Source organism: Streptomyces sp. KL2 (assembly GCF_046529545.1).
GTDB lineage: Bacteria > Actinomycetota > Actinomycetes > Streptomycetales > Streptomycetaceae > Streptomyces > Streptomyces radiopugnans.
Genome location: NZ_CP127170.1, coordinates 1697308 through 1711861, shown reverse-complemented (window position 1 = coordinate 1711861; position 14554 = coordinate 1697308). Strand labels below are relative to the sequence as shown.

The window sequence follows — 14554 nt, the reverse complement described above, 5'->3', positions numbered from 1 at the left end:
GTCGGAAAATCGCTGTCCGATGACCGAACACGAGGGAAACGGCGGCGAAACCGGACCGTCATCGGCCCCTGCCAGGCTGACGGAGGCCGGGTGCGGGGGTGTCCCCTCCGGCGGATGCGGCCCGCCGGAGGGGACACCGTCAGGCGTCCCGCCAGGCGTCCCGTCAGGCGGTCCGCCCGGGGCCCGCCGGACGGCCCGTCAGGCCAGGCTGTCGCGCCAGGCGCGGTGGAGCCCGGCGAAGCGGCCGTCGCCCGCGATGAGATCGGCCGGCGAGCCGTCCTCGACGATGCGCCCCGCATCCATGACCAGCACCCGGTCGGCGATCTCCACCGTCGACAGCCGGTGGGCGATCACCACGGCGGTGCGCCCGCGCAGCACCGTGTCCATGGCCCGCTGGACCGCGCGCTCACCGGGGATGTCCAGGGAGGAGGTCGCCTCGTCCAGGATGAGCACGGCCGGATCGGCCAGCAGCGCCCGGGCGAAGGCGACCAACTGGCGCTGCCCGGCGGAGATCCGGCCGCCGCGCTTGCGCACGTCGGTGTCGTATCCCTCGGGGAGGGCGGCGATGAAGTCGTGGGCGCCGATCGCCCGCGCCGCCCGCTCGATCTCCTCCCGGGTCGCCTCCGGTCGGCCGATCGCGATGTTGTCGGCGACCGTGCCCGAGAACAGGAACGCCTCCTGGGTCACCATGACGACCCCGCGCCGCAGTTCGGGGGTGGCCAGCTCCCGCAGGTCGGTGCCGTCCAGCAGGACCCGGCCCGCCGTGGGGTCGTAGAAGCGCGCCAGCAGCTTGGCCAGGGTGGACTTGCCCGCGCCGGTGGAACCGACCACCGCGACCGTCTGCCCGGCCGGGATCTCCAGATCGAAGCGGGGCAGCACCTCGCCCCCCGTGCGGTAGGCGAAGCGCACCCCCTCGAAGACCACGGCACGGCCCGGGCGCCCGCCGGCCGGCCGCGGCAGCCGCCGGGGGCGTTCCGGCTCGGGGACGCCGGGCGCCTGGGCGAGCAGCCCGGCGATCTTCTCCAGCGAGGCCGCCGCGGCCTGGTAGGAGTTGAGGAACATCCCCAGCCGGTCGATCGGGTCGTACAGCCGCCGCAGGTACAGCGCCGCCGCGGCCAGCACGCCCAGTTCCAGAGAGCCGGACGCCACCCGGTACGCGCCCCACAGCACGATGGCGGCGAGCGCGGTGTTGGCCACCAGCCGGGAGGAGACCACATAGCGGGCCATCTCCAGGATGGCGTCCCCGTTGAACCGCAGATGCCGGTCGTTGAGGCGGCCGAACTCCGCCTCGCCCGCCCGCTCGCGGCGGAACGCCTGCACGGGGCGGATGCCGTTCATGGTCTCCACGAACTTCACGATCATCGCCGCGGTGGCCGTGGACTTCCTGCGGTAGACCCGCATCGAGCGGCGCCGGAAGTTCCGCACGATCAGCAGGAGCGGGACGAAGGAGAGCAGGGCCGCGCCGCCCAGGCCGAGGTCGAGCCAGAGCAGCACCGAGCAGATGTAGACCACCGACAGGATCACGCCCAGCAGCTCCTGCAGGCCCTCGTCGAGCAGCTCGCGCAGCGCTTCGACGTCGGTGGTGGCGCGGGAGATCAGCCGCCCGGAGGTGTAGCGGTCGTGGAAGTCCACGCTGAGTTCCTGGGCGTGCCGGTAGATCCGGCCGCGCAGCTCCAGCAGCACGCTCTGGTTGACTCGGGCGGCGGCGCGGACGAAGGCGTACTGCAGGCCGCCCGAGGACAGCGCGCACACCGCGTACCCCGCCGCGACGGCGGCCAGCGGCCCGCCGTCGCCGGCGCGCAGGGCGGGCACCGCCCGGTCGATGGCGTACGCGACCAGCAGCGGCCCGGCCTGTACGGCGGCCTGCTGGAGCAGCAGCAGGAGGGCGGCCACCGCGACCCGCGGCCGGAGCGGGCGCAGCAGCGAGCCGAGCAGCCGGAGCGAGGCGCCCTTCGGCGCGGGCAGCACATCGCGGTCGAAGGCGTCGGACGCATCGGGCCGCTCGGACTCCTCCGACGGGCCGGGCGGTCCGGGAGGTCCGGACGGCGCTGCCTGCGCGCCCCGTGAGTCCCGCGCGTCCCCGTCTCCGGGGGACGGCTCGGTGACGGTGGCGGTCATCGCTCCTCCTCGCACTGCCCGTGCTGCTCGCCGGACATCAGATGGCGGTACTCCGCGCTGGAGCGCAGCAGTTCGGCATGGGTGCCGACGGCGGCGATCCGGCCCCGCGACAGCAGCGCGACCCGGTCGGCCAGCAGCACCGTGGACGGCCGGTGCGCCACCACCAGGGCGGTGGTGCCGGCCAGCACCTCGCGCAGGGCGGCCTCCACCAGCGCCTCGGTGTGGACGTCGAGCGCGGACAGCGGATCGTCCAGCACCAGGAAGCGGGGACGGCCCACGACGGCGCGCGCCAGCGCCAGCCGCTGGCGCTGCCCGCCGGACAGGCTCAGCCCCTGCTCGCCGACCTGGGTCTCCGGCCCCCGCGGCAGCGCCGCGGTGAACTCCTCGGCCTGGGCGACCCGCAGAGCACGGGCCAGGTCCCCCTCCGCCGGATCCCCCGCCGCACCCATCAGCACGTTCTCGCGCACGGAGGCGGAGAAGAGCGTGGCCTCCTCGAAGGCGACGGAGACCAGCGAGCGCAGCTCCTCGCGGGACATCGCGGCGATGTCCCGGCCGTCGAGGGTGATCCGGCCGGAGGTCGCCTCGTACAGCCGGGGGATCAGGGCCGTGAGCGTGGTCTTGCCACTGCCGGTGGCACCGACCAGGGCCATGGTCTCGCCGGAGCGGATGTGCAGGTCGACGCCGTCCAGGACGGGCGGGGCGTCCGGGGGCGAGTCCGGGTGGCGGAAGACCACCCGCTCGAAGCGCAGTCCGTCCCGCGCGGCCTCCGCCTCCCCGCGCGGGTCGGGGGAGGGGCGCCCGGTGGCGAGGGTGTCCGGCGGAATCGGCTCGTCCAGCACCTCGAAGTAGCGGTCGGCCGCCGTCGCCGACTCGTTGCTCATGGCGATCAGGAAGCCGAGGGACTCCACCGGCCAGCGCAGTGCCAGGGCCGTGGTGAGGAAGGCGACCAGGGTGCCCGCCGACAGCTCGCCGTCGGCCACCTGGATCGTGCCCCACACCAGGGTCGCGCCGATGGCCAGTTCCGGCAGCGCCGTGACGGCCGCCCAGATTCCCCCCAGCAGCCGCGCCTTGCGCAGCTCGGTGCCCAGCAGCCGCCGCGAGAGCTCGCGGAAGGCACGGGCCTGGCTGCGGTGGCGGCCGAAGCCCTTGATGATCCGGATGCCGAGCACGGCCTCCTCCACGACCGTGGTCAGATCGCCGATCTGGTCCTGGGCCCGGCGGGCCTGGAGGGAGAACCTCGTCTCGAAGACCGAGCAGAACACCACCAGCGGCGCCACCGGGGCCAGCAGCACCAGCCCCAGCGTCCACTCCTGGGACAGCAGCACGGCGAAGCCGACGGCGATGGTGGTGCCGTTCACCAGCAGGAAGGTGAGCGGGAACGCCAGGAACAGGCGGATCAGATGCAGGTCGCCCGTGGCGCGCGACAGCAGCTGCCCGCTCGCCCAGCGGTCGTGGAAGGCGACCGGCAGCCGCTGCAGGTGCCGGAACAGGGCGGCGCGCATCGACGCCTCCACCCCGGCCAGCGGACGGGCCACCAGCCAGCGCCGCAGCCCGAACAGCGCGGCCTCCAGCACACCGACGGCCAGCAGCAGGGTGCCGCCCAGCCACACCCCGCCCGTGTCGCGGGCGGCGATCGGCCCGTCCACCATCCACTTCAGGATCAGGGGGATGACCAGGCCCAGGCAGGAGGCGAGGACCGCGACGAACGCCGCCGTGAACAGCCGGGCCCGCACCGGGCGGACGAAGGGCCACAGCCGCAGCAGCGAGCGTACGGCGGAACGGCTCCGCTCCCCGGCGGGTGCCGCGGGGCCGGCGGGCGCGCCGGGGCCGGGGCCGCCGGGCTCGGGGTGCGGGGGATCGGGACGCGGTGGACTGGCGGCGGTGGCAGACATCACGAGTGAGACTACGTTTCACCACTGACAGGACACACTCGGTTTTCCGCCGTAGGACTGACGGCCGGGCCCGCCTCGTTCCGCGAGCCCTGGGGTGCGATCCCCGGGCCGCGGGCGGCTGTCGGTGCGGGCCCCTACGCTGCCCGGTATGAGTCAGGCAGAGCTACGAGAGCTGCGGGCCGCGCTGCACACGGCGTCCGACATCGTCTTCACGCTGGACGGCGAGCCCTCGGCGGAGCAGGCGGACCAGCTGGCGGACGCGCTGCGCCGGGCGCTGGACGCGGCCCGGGCGCTGGGGGAGGACCGCGGCGGCACGGGCTGCCGCGAGCATCCGCGCGGAGCGGTCGATCCGCTGTACGGGGACAAGGACGATCCGCTGCCGCCGGGCTGGGGGCGGTGCCTGCTGTGCAACGACCGGCGGCGCCGGGCGGGCGCGCGGCGGTACGCGGGGCGCTGAGGCGGTCAGGGCTCCTCGGCCCGCAGCTCGAACCAGGTCGTCTTGCCCAGCGGCAGCAGGTCCACGCCCCAGCGGTCGGAGAGGTGGTCCACCAGGAACAGCCCGCGCCCGCTGACGTCGAGTTCGTGGACGGGCAGCAGGCAGGGCAGTCCGCGCGAGGGGTCGCGCACCTCCACGCGGATCCGGCCGGGCTGCCGCCGCAGCCGCAGCCCGAGGGACTGGGCCCCGGTGTGCCGTACGGCGTTGCCGACCAGTTCGGAGACGAGCAGCACGGTGTCCTCGGTGAGGGCCTCGGGCAGTCCCCAGCGGGTCAGCAGGACGGAGCGGACGAGGCGGCGCGCGGTGCGCGCGGACTCGGGGCGGTTGGGCAGCCGTACCTCCGCGGCGGCCGGGTCGCCGAACCCGGCCGTATCGGCGGACCCGGCCGGCTCGCCGAGTGAGCCGGTCCCGCCCAGTCCGCCGCCGGGGATCGCGGGGGCCGGTTCCTCCCCCGGTGCCGATGCCGTGCGCGCCGTGTCAACTCCCGCCATGGGCCCATCATGGCCGCGAAACGGCCGCCCTGCGGCCGTACAGCGCGAATTCCCGTCCGGCGGCAGGCCGTTGGGGGCTCGCCGTGCCCTCTGCGCACCGGTCGTGTGCGCCGGGGCGGGGCGCGGAACGGCTCGCGCGCCGTTCCGCGCCCCGTGCTCCGCCCGGTTCCCGCGGGCCGGTGAGCCGGTCCGCCGACCCACCGGCCCGCCGGCCCGCCGACCGGGAGTCAGCGGAACTTCGCCTTGCCCGGCCCCTCCTCGACGAAGCTGCGCATACCGGTCTCACGGTCCTCGGTGGCGAAGAGTCCGGCGAACCAGGTGCGCTCGATCGCCAGCCCGGTGTCGATGTCCGCCTCCAGCCCGGCGTCGACGCACTCCTTGGCGGCGCGCAGGGCGATCGCCGGACCGGCGGCCAGCCTCGCCGCCCAGGCGTGCGCCTGCTCGTAGACCTCGGCCGCGGGCACGACCTTGTCCACCAGGCCGATGGCCAGGGCCTCGTCCGCCTTCACCTGGCGGCCGGTGAAGATCAGGTCCTTGGCCCTGGAGGGGCCGACCAGCCGGGACAGCCGCTGGGTGCCGCCGGCGCCGGGGATCAGCCCCAGCAGGATCTCGGGCTGCCCGAGCTTGGCGTTGTCGGCGGCGATCCGGATGTCGGCGCACAGCGCCAGCTCGCAGCCGCCGCCCAGCGCGTAGCCAGTCACCGCGGCCACCACCGGCTTGGGGATGCGGGCCACGGCGGTGAAGGAGTCCTGCAGCCCCCGGGACCTGGCGACCATGGCCGCGTGGTCCATCTCGCGCATCTCCTTGATGTCCGCGCCCGCCGCGAACACCTTCTCCCCGCCGTAGATCACCACTGCCCGTACGTCGTCGCGGTGCGTCGCCTCCTCGGCCAGCTCGCGCAGCCGGTCCTGGGTGGCGATGTCCAGCGCGTTCATGGGGGGACGGTTCAGTCGGATGGTGCCGACGCCCTCGGCGACCTCAAGAGTCACAGTCATGGGGGCAGGTTAGCCCCCGTTAACGCCGTGCGGTCCCCCGCCTCCCGGCCGTGCGGGCCCCCGGGGCGGGCACGGGCCGGTCCCGCCCCGCCCTCACCCGGCCGGAGCAGGGCGGTGGAAAGAAGACGATCACACGGGTGAGGCGGGCGGCCCCAACGGGAACACTCCTGCCAGACCCGGGCGCCGGACCCGCGCGGCAGGGACGCCGTACGGGCCCCGAACCCGCCCCCGCCGCGAGCCGCCGGAGGCCACGAAGTGTCGGACGTGTCGAGCGCACCCGAACAGCAGACGCGCCGGGAGTCCCGGTACACCCGGGCCCCTGCGGCCCCTGCGGCCGCCCCCGCCCTCCGGCCCGGCAGTCCCCAGCCGCTGGGGGCCCGCCACCACATCGGCCCGGACGGGGTGGCGGGCACCAACTTCGCGCTGTGGTCGGCCGGAGCCGAGGCCGTCGAGGTCTGCCTCTTCGACGACGGCGGCAACGAGACCCGGTACCCGCTGACGGAGCACACCCAGGAGATCTGGCACGGTTTCGTCCCCGGCGTCGGCCCCGGGCAGCTCTACGGCTACCGGGTGCACGGCCGCTGGGACCCGTGGACGGGCGCCCGCTGGAACCCGGCCAAGCTGCTGCTGGACCCGTACGCCCGAGCGGTGGACGGCGACTACCTCCTGCCGCCGGAGGTCTACGGCCACGTGCGCGACTGGCCGCAGCGGCACCTGGCCGACACCGTGCGCGACGAGAGGGACTCGGCGCCGTACGTGCCCAAGGGCGTCGTCGTCGACTCGGCCCTCGGCGCGGGGCCGGGAGGCGAGGACGAGTGGGTCGACGACCGCCGCCCCAAGACCCCCTGGGCCGACTCGGTCATCTACGAGCTGCACGTGCGCGGCTTCACCATGCGCCACCCCGGCATCCCGCCCGAGCTGCGCGGCACCTACGCCGGGCTCGCGCACCCGGCCGCGATCGAGCACCTGGTGAAACTGGGCGTGACGGCGGTGGAGCTGCTGCCGGTGCACCAGTTCGCCCACGAGGACCACCTGCTCCGCCGCGGCCTGCGCAACTACTGGGGCTACAACTCCATCGGCTACTTCGCGCCGCACGCCGCGTACGCCGCCACCGGAACGCGCGGCCGGCAGGTGGGGGAGTTCCGGGAGATGGTCCGGGCGCTGCACGCCGCCGGGATCGAGGTCATCCTCGACGTGGTCTACAACCACACCGCCGAGGGCAGCGAGCTGGGACCGACCCTCTCCCTGCGCGGCATCGACAACCGCGGCTACTACCGGCTGGCCGACGACCCGCGCCACTACGCCGACTACACCGGCTGCGGGAACACCCTGCACGTCGTCCAGCCCCAGGTGCTGCGGCTGATCACCGACTCGCTGCGCTACTGGGTGCAGGAGATGGGTGTGGACGGCTTCCGCTTCGACCTGGCCGCGGCGCTGGCCCGCTCCATGCACGACGTGGACATGCTCTCCCCCTTCCTCGCGGTCATCGCCCAGGACCCGGTGCTGCGCCGGGTGAAGCTGATCGCCGAGCCCTGGGACGTGGGCGCGGGCGGCTACCAGGTGGGCGCCTTCCCGCCGCTGTGGACGGAGTGGAACGACCGCTACCGCGACACCGTCCGCGACTTCTGGCGCGGCGCCCTGCCGGACGTGCGGGACCTGGGCTACCGGCTGTCGGGCTCCAGCGACCTGTACGCCTGGGGCGGGCGGCGGCCGTACGCGTCGGTCAACTTCGTCACCGCCCACGACGGCTTCACCCTGCGCGACCTGGTGAGCTACGAGCGCAAGCACAACGAGGCCAACGGCGAGGACAACCGCGACGGTACCGACGACAACCGCTCCTGGAACTGCGGAGTGGAGGGGGAGACCGGCGACGAGGCGGTCCTGGCCCTGCGGCGGCGCCAGCTGCGCAACCTGCTGTCCACCCTGCTGCTGTCCACCGGCGTGCCGATGCTGGTGGCGGGCGACGAGATGGGCCGCACCCAGGGCGGCAACAACAACGCCTACTGCCAGGACAACGAGATCGGCTGGGTGGACTGGTCGCTGCTGGAGGAGCCCGCCTGGCGCGAGCTGTACGCCCTGGCCTCGCGGCTGATCGCGCTGCGCCGCTCCCACCCGGTCCTGCGGCGCAAGGCCTTCTTCTCCGGGCGCGCGCACGGCCCGGAGGGGCTGCGGGACCTGGCCTGGTTCACCGGGAGCGGCCAGGAGATGAGCGAGCCCGACTGGTACGCGCCCGGTGCCACGCTGGGCATGTACCTGTCCGGCAGGGACATCCCGCAGCGCGACGAGCTGGGCGGCCCGGTCGTCGACGACAGCTTCCTGGTCGTCCTCCACGCCGGACACGAGGACGGAGGCTTCAAGCTGCCGGGGCCGCCGTGGGGGCAGGCGTACGAGCTGCTGGTGGACACCGCGCGGGAGGAGCAGCGGGAGGAGCCGGGCACGGTCCACCCGGCGGGCGAGGCGGTCGCGCTCCCGGCGCGCTCGGTGCTGGTGTGGCGTGTGATGTCGTGAGATATGCGAGTGACCCGAGTGGTGGGAGTGACGACCCGCTAGGGTGTGCGCGTCACGACCGAACGAGGGAGGGGACGACAGGCGATGGCCGACATGGAGACCGCGCGCGAGGCGTTCGACCGTTTCGACCTGGACGGGGACGGGCTGGTCACCGCGGCGGAGTTCCGCAAGGTGCTGGGCGAGCTGGGGGACTACACCCTCACCGTGGACATGGCCCAGACCCTGATCGACCAGCACGACAGCGACGGCGACGGACTGCTGTCCTTCGAGGAGTTCTGGCAGGCCCGCCAGAAGGCCGCCACCCGTTCGGCGTAGGGCGCGCCGCGCCGCCCGTGGCGCGGCGGGGCGGTCACCACAGGGAGCAACCCAGGGTGACCGCCCCGCTTTTCTGTGTCATAAGTGGCTTTTGTCGGTCGGTGCACCCCATGTGGCACCGACCGGTGCGGCGGTACCGACGAACCCATCCGGTCCGCCGCGTCCACCGAACCCGCCGAGCCCGGCCCCGTCCCCCGACCGGGTCCGGGCGCGCGGCACGACACAGAAGGACCGCGATGCGCACCAGACGCCCAGCCCCCCACCGCTCCGCGCCCCGGGCCCCCCGATCGCTCCGCGCCACGCGTACCGCGCTGCCGGCCGTGGCCCTGCTCTGCCTCGGTCTCGCACCGCCTGCCGCCCCGGCCCCCGCCCCGGCCGCGCGCGAGGCGCCCGGCCCCGTCCAGACCTGGGCGGCCGATCTGTCCCGGGTGGACGCCGACGACAGCGGCGTCCGCCACGCCGGCGGGGAACTGCGCACGACCGGCGACTACGGCGTCCAGGTCCTGGCCCCGCACCGGCTCGACCGGCAGGCCAACCGGATCCGGATCAGGCCCACCGGACAGGTGCCCGACGGATCGGGGATCGCCTTCGACGTCCGCGGACGCGACGGGAGCGGCCCGTGGACCGAGTGGCGCGAGGCGGGCGGCGCGGGCGGCGGCGCCGCCGTCCTGCCGCGCGCCGTCACCACCGTCCAGGTCCGGCTGGCGATGTGGGACCCCGAGGGCGCGATCCGGCTGCGCGGCCTGGAGGTGAGGGCCGACACCGACCCGGACGCCCGGCCGGAGCCGCAGGCGGCCGCCGCGTACGGCGCCCGGGTCTTCGCCACCCGGATCGGCCTGGTCGGCCGTACCACCGCCAACGGGCACGTCATCCGGAAGAACGACCGGTTCGTGGCCCTGCCCTCCCGGCGGGGCCTGTCGCGCAAGGGCGGCAGGGAGTACTCGGTGCGGGTCTGCGGCCCGGCCCGCTGCGTGACCGCCCCCGTGTGGGACGTCGGGCCCTGGAACATCCGGGACGACTACTGGAACCCGTCCTCGGTGCGCCAGACCTTCCGCGACCTGCCGCGAGGGGTGCCCGAGGCGGAGGCCGCGTACTACACGGGCTACAACGGCGGACGCGACGGGAAGGGCCGCCGGGTGCTCAACCCCGCCGGCATCGACCTGGCCGACGGCACCTTCCGCGATGTCGGGCTGCGCGACAACGGCTGGGTGACCGTCACCTACCTGTGGACGGGCCGCCGCTGACCCGGGCCGCCGGCCGCCCGGGTCAGCGCACGATGCCGCCGTCCCGGGCGGCCCGCAGCCAGTCGGGGAACTCGCCGGTCAGCCGGTCGTACAACTCCGCGTCGGGTATGGCGCGCGGATCGGGGCCGGCCGCGAAGAACCCGGCGTTGTCCACCGCCCGCTTCCCCGGCGCGGGCAGGTCGTCCAGCTTCCGCAGGAAGCGGAACTCGTCCTCCCCGAACCCGACGAACTGCCAGAACAGCGGCAGGCGCGAGGCCTCGCACAGCACGCGCTCGGCGGCGGCCTTCGAGGTGGGGCCGCCGTCGGTCTGGAAGACCACCAGCGCCGGATCGGTGGAACCGCTCGCCCGGTAGTGGTCGATCACCGCCTCCATCGCGAGGTGGTAGTTGGTGCGGCCCATGTGCCCCAGACGGGAGTGGAGGGCCTCGACGCGCCCGGCGTAGTCCTCCAGCGCCACCTCGGCGACCCCGTCCACACCGGTGCTGAAGAAGACCACCGGCACCCGCCCGTCGTCGTCCAGGTGCGCGGCCAGTCCGAGGACCTGCTCGGCCAGGTGCTGGACGGTGCCGTCGCGGTAGTACGGCCGCATCGACCCGGAGCGGTCCAGCACCAGGTAGACCGCGGCGCGCTGCCCGGACAGCCGGTGCTTCTCCAGGCTGACCGCGGCCTGCTTGTACAGGCTCACCAGCCCGGGTGCGGTGGCCTCCACCTTCTTCAGACTGATCGCGGATCCGGACCCGGAACCAGGCCTCTTCACGTAGTCGACGGCCATGACGCCCCCCTGTGCTCGGTGTCGCGGACGCCGAGGGTACCGGCCGCGGCCTCGCAGTGCGCGATGTTGGTCTTCACGGAGCCGACCAGGCAGCGGCGGCCGGGCGGACGTCCATCGGTGAGGACCTCGTTGAGCGCGGCCAGTTCGACGGCGTCGATGCGGGTGCCGGTGCCGTGCGCCTCGACGTAGTCGACGGTTCCGGGTGGGAGCCCGGCGTCCTCGTACGCCCAGCGCATCGCCAGTTCCTGCCCGGTCCGGGAGGGGGTGGTGATCCGCTCCTCGCTGCGGCCGTCGTTGCTCACGGCGCTGCCCAGCAGGACCGCCCGCACCCGGTCCCCGTCGGCGAGGGCGCGGCCGAGCGGCTTCAGGACCACCACGCCGATCCCCTCGGCGCGTACGAAGCCGTCGGCCCTCGCGTCGCCGAACTTGCAGAGGCCGTCGGGGGAAAGCACACCTGCCCGGGCGTACATGGCGCTCGCCGCCGGGCCGAGGACGAGTGGCGCCGCAGGCCAGCGCCGGCGTGGACTCGCCGCTGCGCAGGCTGAGGCAGGCCAGGTGGACGGCGGTCAGGGAAGAGGCCTGGGCGGCGTCCACCGTCACACTCGGGCCGCGCGCTCGGTGTACTCACTTCCATCCCCCTGTGGAACTGCAGTTCCTCCCTGTCCGGCGTCAGCCGGTGTTCTTGACCGCCCAGTGCTCCCAGGGCTGGGCCTTGACCCACTCGACGATCGGGATCAGCCGGATGCCCAGCGTGTGCTCGACCCCGGTCGGGTCCGGGGCGAGCAGGTCCGGGTCCCCGCCGTCGGCGGCGTAGCGGTAGATGCCCGCGACCCCGGCAGCCGACTCGGCGCCCAGGAGCTGGGCCAGGCCGGCCTCGAAGTGGTCGACGTCGAGCTGCTGGTAGGACACCTCTCGCCCCAGGGCCGAGGAGAAGGCCTCGGCCAGCTCCGGGCCGGTGACGACCTCGGCCCCGCCGACGCCGATCACCTGTCCCGCCAGGTCCTCCCCCTCCATGGCCGCGGCAGTCGCCGCCGCCAGGTCGCCGTGCGACATCCACGCCACCGGCTGCCCGGCCGGCAGCGGGTAGGCGAGCACGCCGTCGTTGACCAGCGCCGGGCCGTTCCACGGGCTGAACAGGTTGTCCAGGTACACCGGCGGGCGCAACACCACCGTGGGCACGCCGCTCTCGCGCAGGACGGACTCCGCCGCGCGGCGGGTCTCGAACGCGGCGTACGCAGTGGTCTCCTTCGGCAGCGGGGTGTTGACGTTGTAGACGAGCCGTTCCACTCCCGCCTCACGTGCCGCGTCGGCGATATTCCGCGCGTAGCGCAGCACCGTTTCGGAGTCGTACACCAGTGGCATCACCACGGAGGCGTGGGTGACGCCCTCGAAGGCACGGCGTACCTCGTCCGCGGCGCCCAGGTCGCAGGACACGTAGTCGACGGCGGCGGACGTGGGAGCCGCCCCGGCCCCCGGGCGGCGGGCCAGGCCTCGTACGGCGTGTCCCCGGTCGGCCAGCAGCCGGGCCACGGCCCGCCCTGGAAGCCGGTGGCTCCTGTCACCAGGAACTGTTTCCGGCGAGTGTCAGTCATCTCTTGCCTCTCTGCTTCTCGGGTTGTTCCGGCCGACCTCGCGCCCCAGACCCTTCCGGCCGCCGCGCCGCGGCGCAATCAACCGAAGACCTGTGGGATATAGCGATCGTCCAGAGGTGCTGGGGAGCGGCGGGAGACCGCTCGGCGGCGCCCGCCCCGGCGCCGCCCCGGACTTCTCCGGGCGCGGGGACGCGCAGCCGCAGGGTCAGCAGGGCGGCCACCACGGCCACTCCCGCACCGACCAGGAACGCCGCGCTGAACCCGTCGGTGAGCGCGACCGGGTCCATGACCCCCTCGGAGCCGATGGGGCCCCGCGACTCCGTCCGGGCCGCCGCGACCCCGGACAGCACCGCGAGGCCGATGACGGACCCGAACTGGAGACTGGTGTTGACCAGACCGGAGGCCAGCCCCACCTCCTCCGGCGAGGTGTCGAGGGTGGCGGCGACGTTGGTGGTGACCGACACCAGCGGAAGCGCCACCCCCAGCAGCAGGCTCGGCGGCAGCACGTCGGTGACGAACGAGCCCGAGGCGGAGAGCGCGGACTGCCAGGCCATGCCGACGGCCACCATGACGAAGCCCGCGCACATGACGGAGCGCAGGCCGAACCGGCCGATGAGCCGGTCGGCGTACGAGGCCACCACCACGACCGTCAGCGACAGGGGCAGCAGGCCCAGTCCTCCCATGACGGGCTCGTAGCCCAGCACCGCCTGGAGGAACAGGCTCACCAAGAAGAACATCGGGAACAGCGACATCTGCCACATGCCGGCCAGGACGTTGGCCAACCGCAGGGTCGGACGGCCGAAGACCGCCAGCGGCACCAGGGGGGCGGCCGCGCGCCGCTCGACCAGCACGAACAGCAGCAGGGCGAGACAGGCTGCGCCGCCGGGCAGTACCGTGCCCGGCCTGCTCCAGCCGGCCTCCCCGGCGTTCACCAGCGCGTACGCCAGCAGGGCGAGCCCGGCCGTCACGGTCACCGCACCGACGAGGTCGAAACCGCGGCCGTCACGCCGCACTGTGCCCGGCGGCAGCAGCCGCGGTGCCAGAACGGCCAGCACCACCGCGACGACGACGTTCATCGCGAAGGTGGACTCCCAGCCGAGCCAGTCGGTGAGCACTCCGCCCAGCACCGTCCCCGCCGCGCCGCCCGCACCGGCCATCGCCGCGAAGATGCCCAGCGCCCGGTGCCGCTCGGGTCCGCTCTCGAAGAGCATCAGCAGCAGGGCCAGCGCCGAGGCGGCGGCCATGGCGGCGCCGACACCCTGCGCTGCGCGCGCGGTGATCAGCAGGAACGCGCTGTCGGCCAGGGCCCCGAGCAGGGAGGCGGCCGCCAGCAACCCCAGTCCGGCCACGAACAGCCTGCGGCGGCCGACGAGATCGGCCACTCGTCCGCTGAGCAGCAGCAGACCACCGAAGGAGACCAGGTAGGCGTTGGCGACCCAGGACAGCTCGGCGGGCGAGATGCCCAGCTCACGCCCCATGGACGGGGCCGCGACGTTGATGATCGCCGTGTCGAGGATGAGGACGAACTGCGTGCAGGCCAGCAGCGCCAGCGCGTGCCTGCGGTCAGGCGGGGCCATGGACGCCTCCCGGGGTGAGGGCCGGCTCGTCGTGCAGGTCGTAACCGTCGAGGCAGGAGCGCGTGAGCGCCTCCAGGGCCTCGGGGCTGCCGTTGCGGACGATGCCGGGAAGGTAGACGTGCGGGGCTCTGTGGTAGAAGCGCTCGTACTGCTCGTGGCGCCCGGCGAACTCCGAGCCGAGCGCGTCCCAGGCCAGCTTGAACAGCTTGATGCGCTGCTCGGCGGGGTGGCCGGGGGAGCGGCCGAGGAAACCGAAGCCGGCCTCCGCCCACGTCTTGAACGCCCTGCGGCGCTCCACCAGTTCGGCGTGGGAGGTGGGTTGGCGGTAGGCGCGCAGGATCCGGTCGTCCGGGCCGCCGGACTCCCCGGACGGCACCGTGAGCGTGTCCCGCAGCTCCGGCTTGTGCGCCAGGTCGTACAGACGGGCTATCGACCGGGCGGTGTTGCGGAAGGCAGGGTGCTCGGTGATGTCCTTGACCAGCTCGCCGTCGAGCCATACGGCGCGGCCGTCGCGCAGCGACTCGAGGTATTCCTGCCCGGTGCGGGTCATGTCT

The 14554-nt window shown here is 74.1% G+C and carries 13 protein-coding genes and 1 pseudogene; 4 read left to right on the top strand and 10 right to left on the bottom strand.

Translation table 11 applies throughout. The annotated features are described in order from the left end of the window. Positions 1 to 198: 198 nt before the first annotated feature. Positions 199 to 2118 carry an ABC transporter ATP-binding protein gene (locus tag QPK52_RS07625; protein WP_410536364.1) on the bottom strand — a complete coding sequence of 640 codons (1920 nt, stop codon included), beginning with the start codon at positions 2116 to 2118 and terminating at the stop codon, positions 199 to 201. Next, positions 2115 to 4010, bottom strand: coding sequence for an ABC transporter ATP-binding protein (locus QPK52_RS07620; protein ID WP_410536362.1), 1896 nt, complete (start codon positions 4008 to 4010; stop codon positions 2115 to 2117). Before QPK52_RS07620 ends, QPK52_RS07625 begins: the two co-directional genes overlap by 4 nt. A gap of 148 nt (positions 4011 to 4158) precedes the next feature. Between QPK52_RS07620 and QPK52_RS07615 the strand changes: the two genes are divergently transcribed. Beyond that, positions 4159 to 4467: a hypothetical protein gene (locus QPK52_RS07615; RefSeq protein ID WP_093661833.1), complete on the top strand. Its 309-nt coding sequence runs from the start codon at positions 4159 to 4161 to the stop codon at positions 4465 to 4467. Between the two features lie 5 nt (positions 4468 to 4472). On the opposite strand, the gene QPK52_RS07610 is transcribed toward QPK52_RS07615, so the two are convergent. Both QPK52_RS07610 and QPK52_RS07605 read right to left on the bottom strand, forming a co-directional pair. Next, positions 4473 to 4997: an ATP-binding protein gene (locus QPK52_RS07610; RefSeq protein ID WP_410536361.1), complete on the bottom strand. Its 525-nt coding sequence runs from the start codon at positions 4995 to 4997 to the stop codon at positions 4473 to 4475. Positions 4998 to 5224: 227 nt separating this feature from the next. Next, complete coding sequence (locus QPK52_RS07605; protein WP_093661829.1) at positions 5225 to 5992, bottom strand: enoyl-CoA hydratase/isomerase family protein; 768 nt, start codon at positions 5990 to 5992, stop codon at positions 5225 to 5227. Positions 5993 to 6361: 369 nt separating this feature from the next. Between QPK52_RS07605 and glgX the strand changes: the two genes are divergently transcribed. The 3 genes from glgX (at position 6362) to QPK52_RS07590 (ending at position 10059) form a co-directional block, all read left to right on the top strand. Then, positions 6362 to 8500: a glycogen debranching protein GlgX gene (gene glgX, locus QPK52_RS07600; protein ID WP_410540246.1), complete on the top strand. Its 2139-nt coding sequence runs from the start codon at positions 6362 to 6364 to the stop codon at positions 8498 to 8500. A gap of 84 nt (positions 8501 to 8584) precedes the next feature. Further along, positions 8585 to 8815 carry an EF-hand domain-containing protein gene (locus QPK52_RS07595; protein ID WP_410536359.1) on the top strand — a complete coding sequence of 77 codons (231 nt, stop codon included), beginning with the start codon at positions 8585 to 8587 and terminating at the stop codon, positions 8813 to 8815. A gap of 236 nt (positions 8816 to 9051) precedes the next feature. Continuing rightward, positions 9052 to 10059, top strand: a complete 1008-nt coding sequence (locus QPK52_RS07590) for a hypothetical protein (RefSeq protein ID WP_410536357.1) — start codon at positions 9052 to 9054, stop codon at positions 10057 to 10059. A gap of 22 nt (positions 10060 to 10081) precedes the next feature. On the opposite strand, the gene QPK52_RS07585 is transcribed toward QPK52_RS07590, so the two are convergent. From QPK52_RS07585 to QPK52_RS07560, 6 genes and pseudogenes are all read right to left on the bottom strand, one after another. Continuing rightward, positions 10082 to 10831, bottom strand: a complete 750-nt coding sequence (locus QPK52_RS07585) for a vWA domain-containing protein (protein WP_410536356.1) — start codon at positions 10829 to 10831, stop codon at positions 10082 to 10084. Next, positions 10813 to 11133, bottom strand: a complete 321-nt coding sequence (locus QPK52_RS07580) for a hypothetical protein (protein ID WP_410540245.1) — start codon at positions 11131 to 11133, stop codon at positions 10813 to 10815. The genes QPK52_RS07585 and QPK52_RS07580 overlap by 19 nt, the downstream gene beginning before the upstream one ends. 114 nt (positions 11134 to 11247) lie before the next feature. Continuing rightward, positions 11248 to 11425: pseudogene (locus QPK52_RS07575) on the bottom strand (beta-ketoacyl synthase N-terminal-like domain-containing protein); the annotation flags it as partial. Between the two features lie 75 nt (positions 11426 to 11500). Beyond that, positions 11501 to 12361 (bottom strand): SDR family oxidoreductase, encoded by an 861-nt coding sequence (locus QPK52_RS07570; RefSeq protein ID WP_410536354.1) that lies wholly within the window; start codon positions 12359 to 12361, stop codon positions 11501 to 11503. Between the two features lie 58 nt (positions 12362 to 12419). After that, positions 12420 to 14000 carry an MFS transporter gene (locus QPK52_RS07565; RefSeq protein ID WP_410536351.1) on the bottom strand — a complete coding sequence of 527 codons (1581 nt, stop codon included), beginning with the start codon at positions 13998 to 14000 and terminating at the stop codon, positions 12420 to 12422. Continuing rightward, positions 13987 to 14550 (bottom strand): 4-hydroxyphenylacetate 3-hydroxylase N-terminal domain-containing protein, encoded by a 564-nt coding sequence (locus QPK52_RS07560; protein ID WP_410536350.1) that lies wholly within the window; start codon positions 14548 to 14550, stop codon positions 13987 to 13989. Before QPK52_RS07560 ends, QPK52_RS07565 begins: the two co-directional genes overlap by 14 nt. Between the last annotated feature and the right edge of the window lie 4 nt (positions 14551 to 14554).

Coding starts and splice junctions, on each gene's coding strand:
- QPK52_RS07625 (WP_410536364.1), bottom strand. CDS start 2,118: ATGACCGCCACCGTCACCGAGCCGTCCCCCGGAGACGGGGACGCGCGG.
- QPK52_RS07595 (WP_410536359.1), top strand. CDS start 8,585: ATGGCCGACATGGAGACCGCGCGCGAGGCGTTCGACCGTTTCGACCTG.
- QPK52_RS07615 (WP_093661833.1), top strand. CDS start 4,159: ATGAGTCAGGCAGAGCTACGAGAGCTGCGGGCCGCGCTGCACACGGCG.
- QPK52_RS07605 (WP_093661829.1), bottom strand. CDS start 5,992: ATGACTGTGACTCTTGAGGTCGCCGAGGGCGTCGGCACCATCCGACTG.
- QPK52_RS07590 (WP_410536357.1), top strand. CDS start 9,052: ATGCGCACCAGACGCCCAGCCCCCCACCGCTCCGCGCCCCGGGCCCCC.
- QPK52_RS07565 (WP_410536351.1), bottom strand. CDS start 14,000: ATGGCCCCGCCTGACCGCAGGCACGCGCTGGCGCTGCTGGCCTGCACG.
- QPK52_RS07560 (WP_410536350.1), bottom strand. CDS start 14,550: ATGACCCGCACCGGGCAGGAATACCTCGAGTCGCTGCGCGACGGCCGC.
- QPK52_RS07610 (WP_410536361.1), bottom strand. CDS start 4,997: ATGGCGGGAGTTGACACGGCGCGCACGGCATCGGCACCGGGGGAGGAA.
- QPK52_RS07620 (WP_410536362.1), bottom strand. CDS start 4,010: ATGTCTGCCACCGCCGCCAGTCCACCGCGTCCCGATCCCCCGCACCCC.
- QPK52_RS07585 (WP_410536356.1), bottom strand. CDS start 10,831: ATGGCCGTCGACTACGTGAAGAGGCCTGGTTCCGGGTCCGGATCCGCG.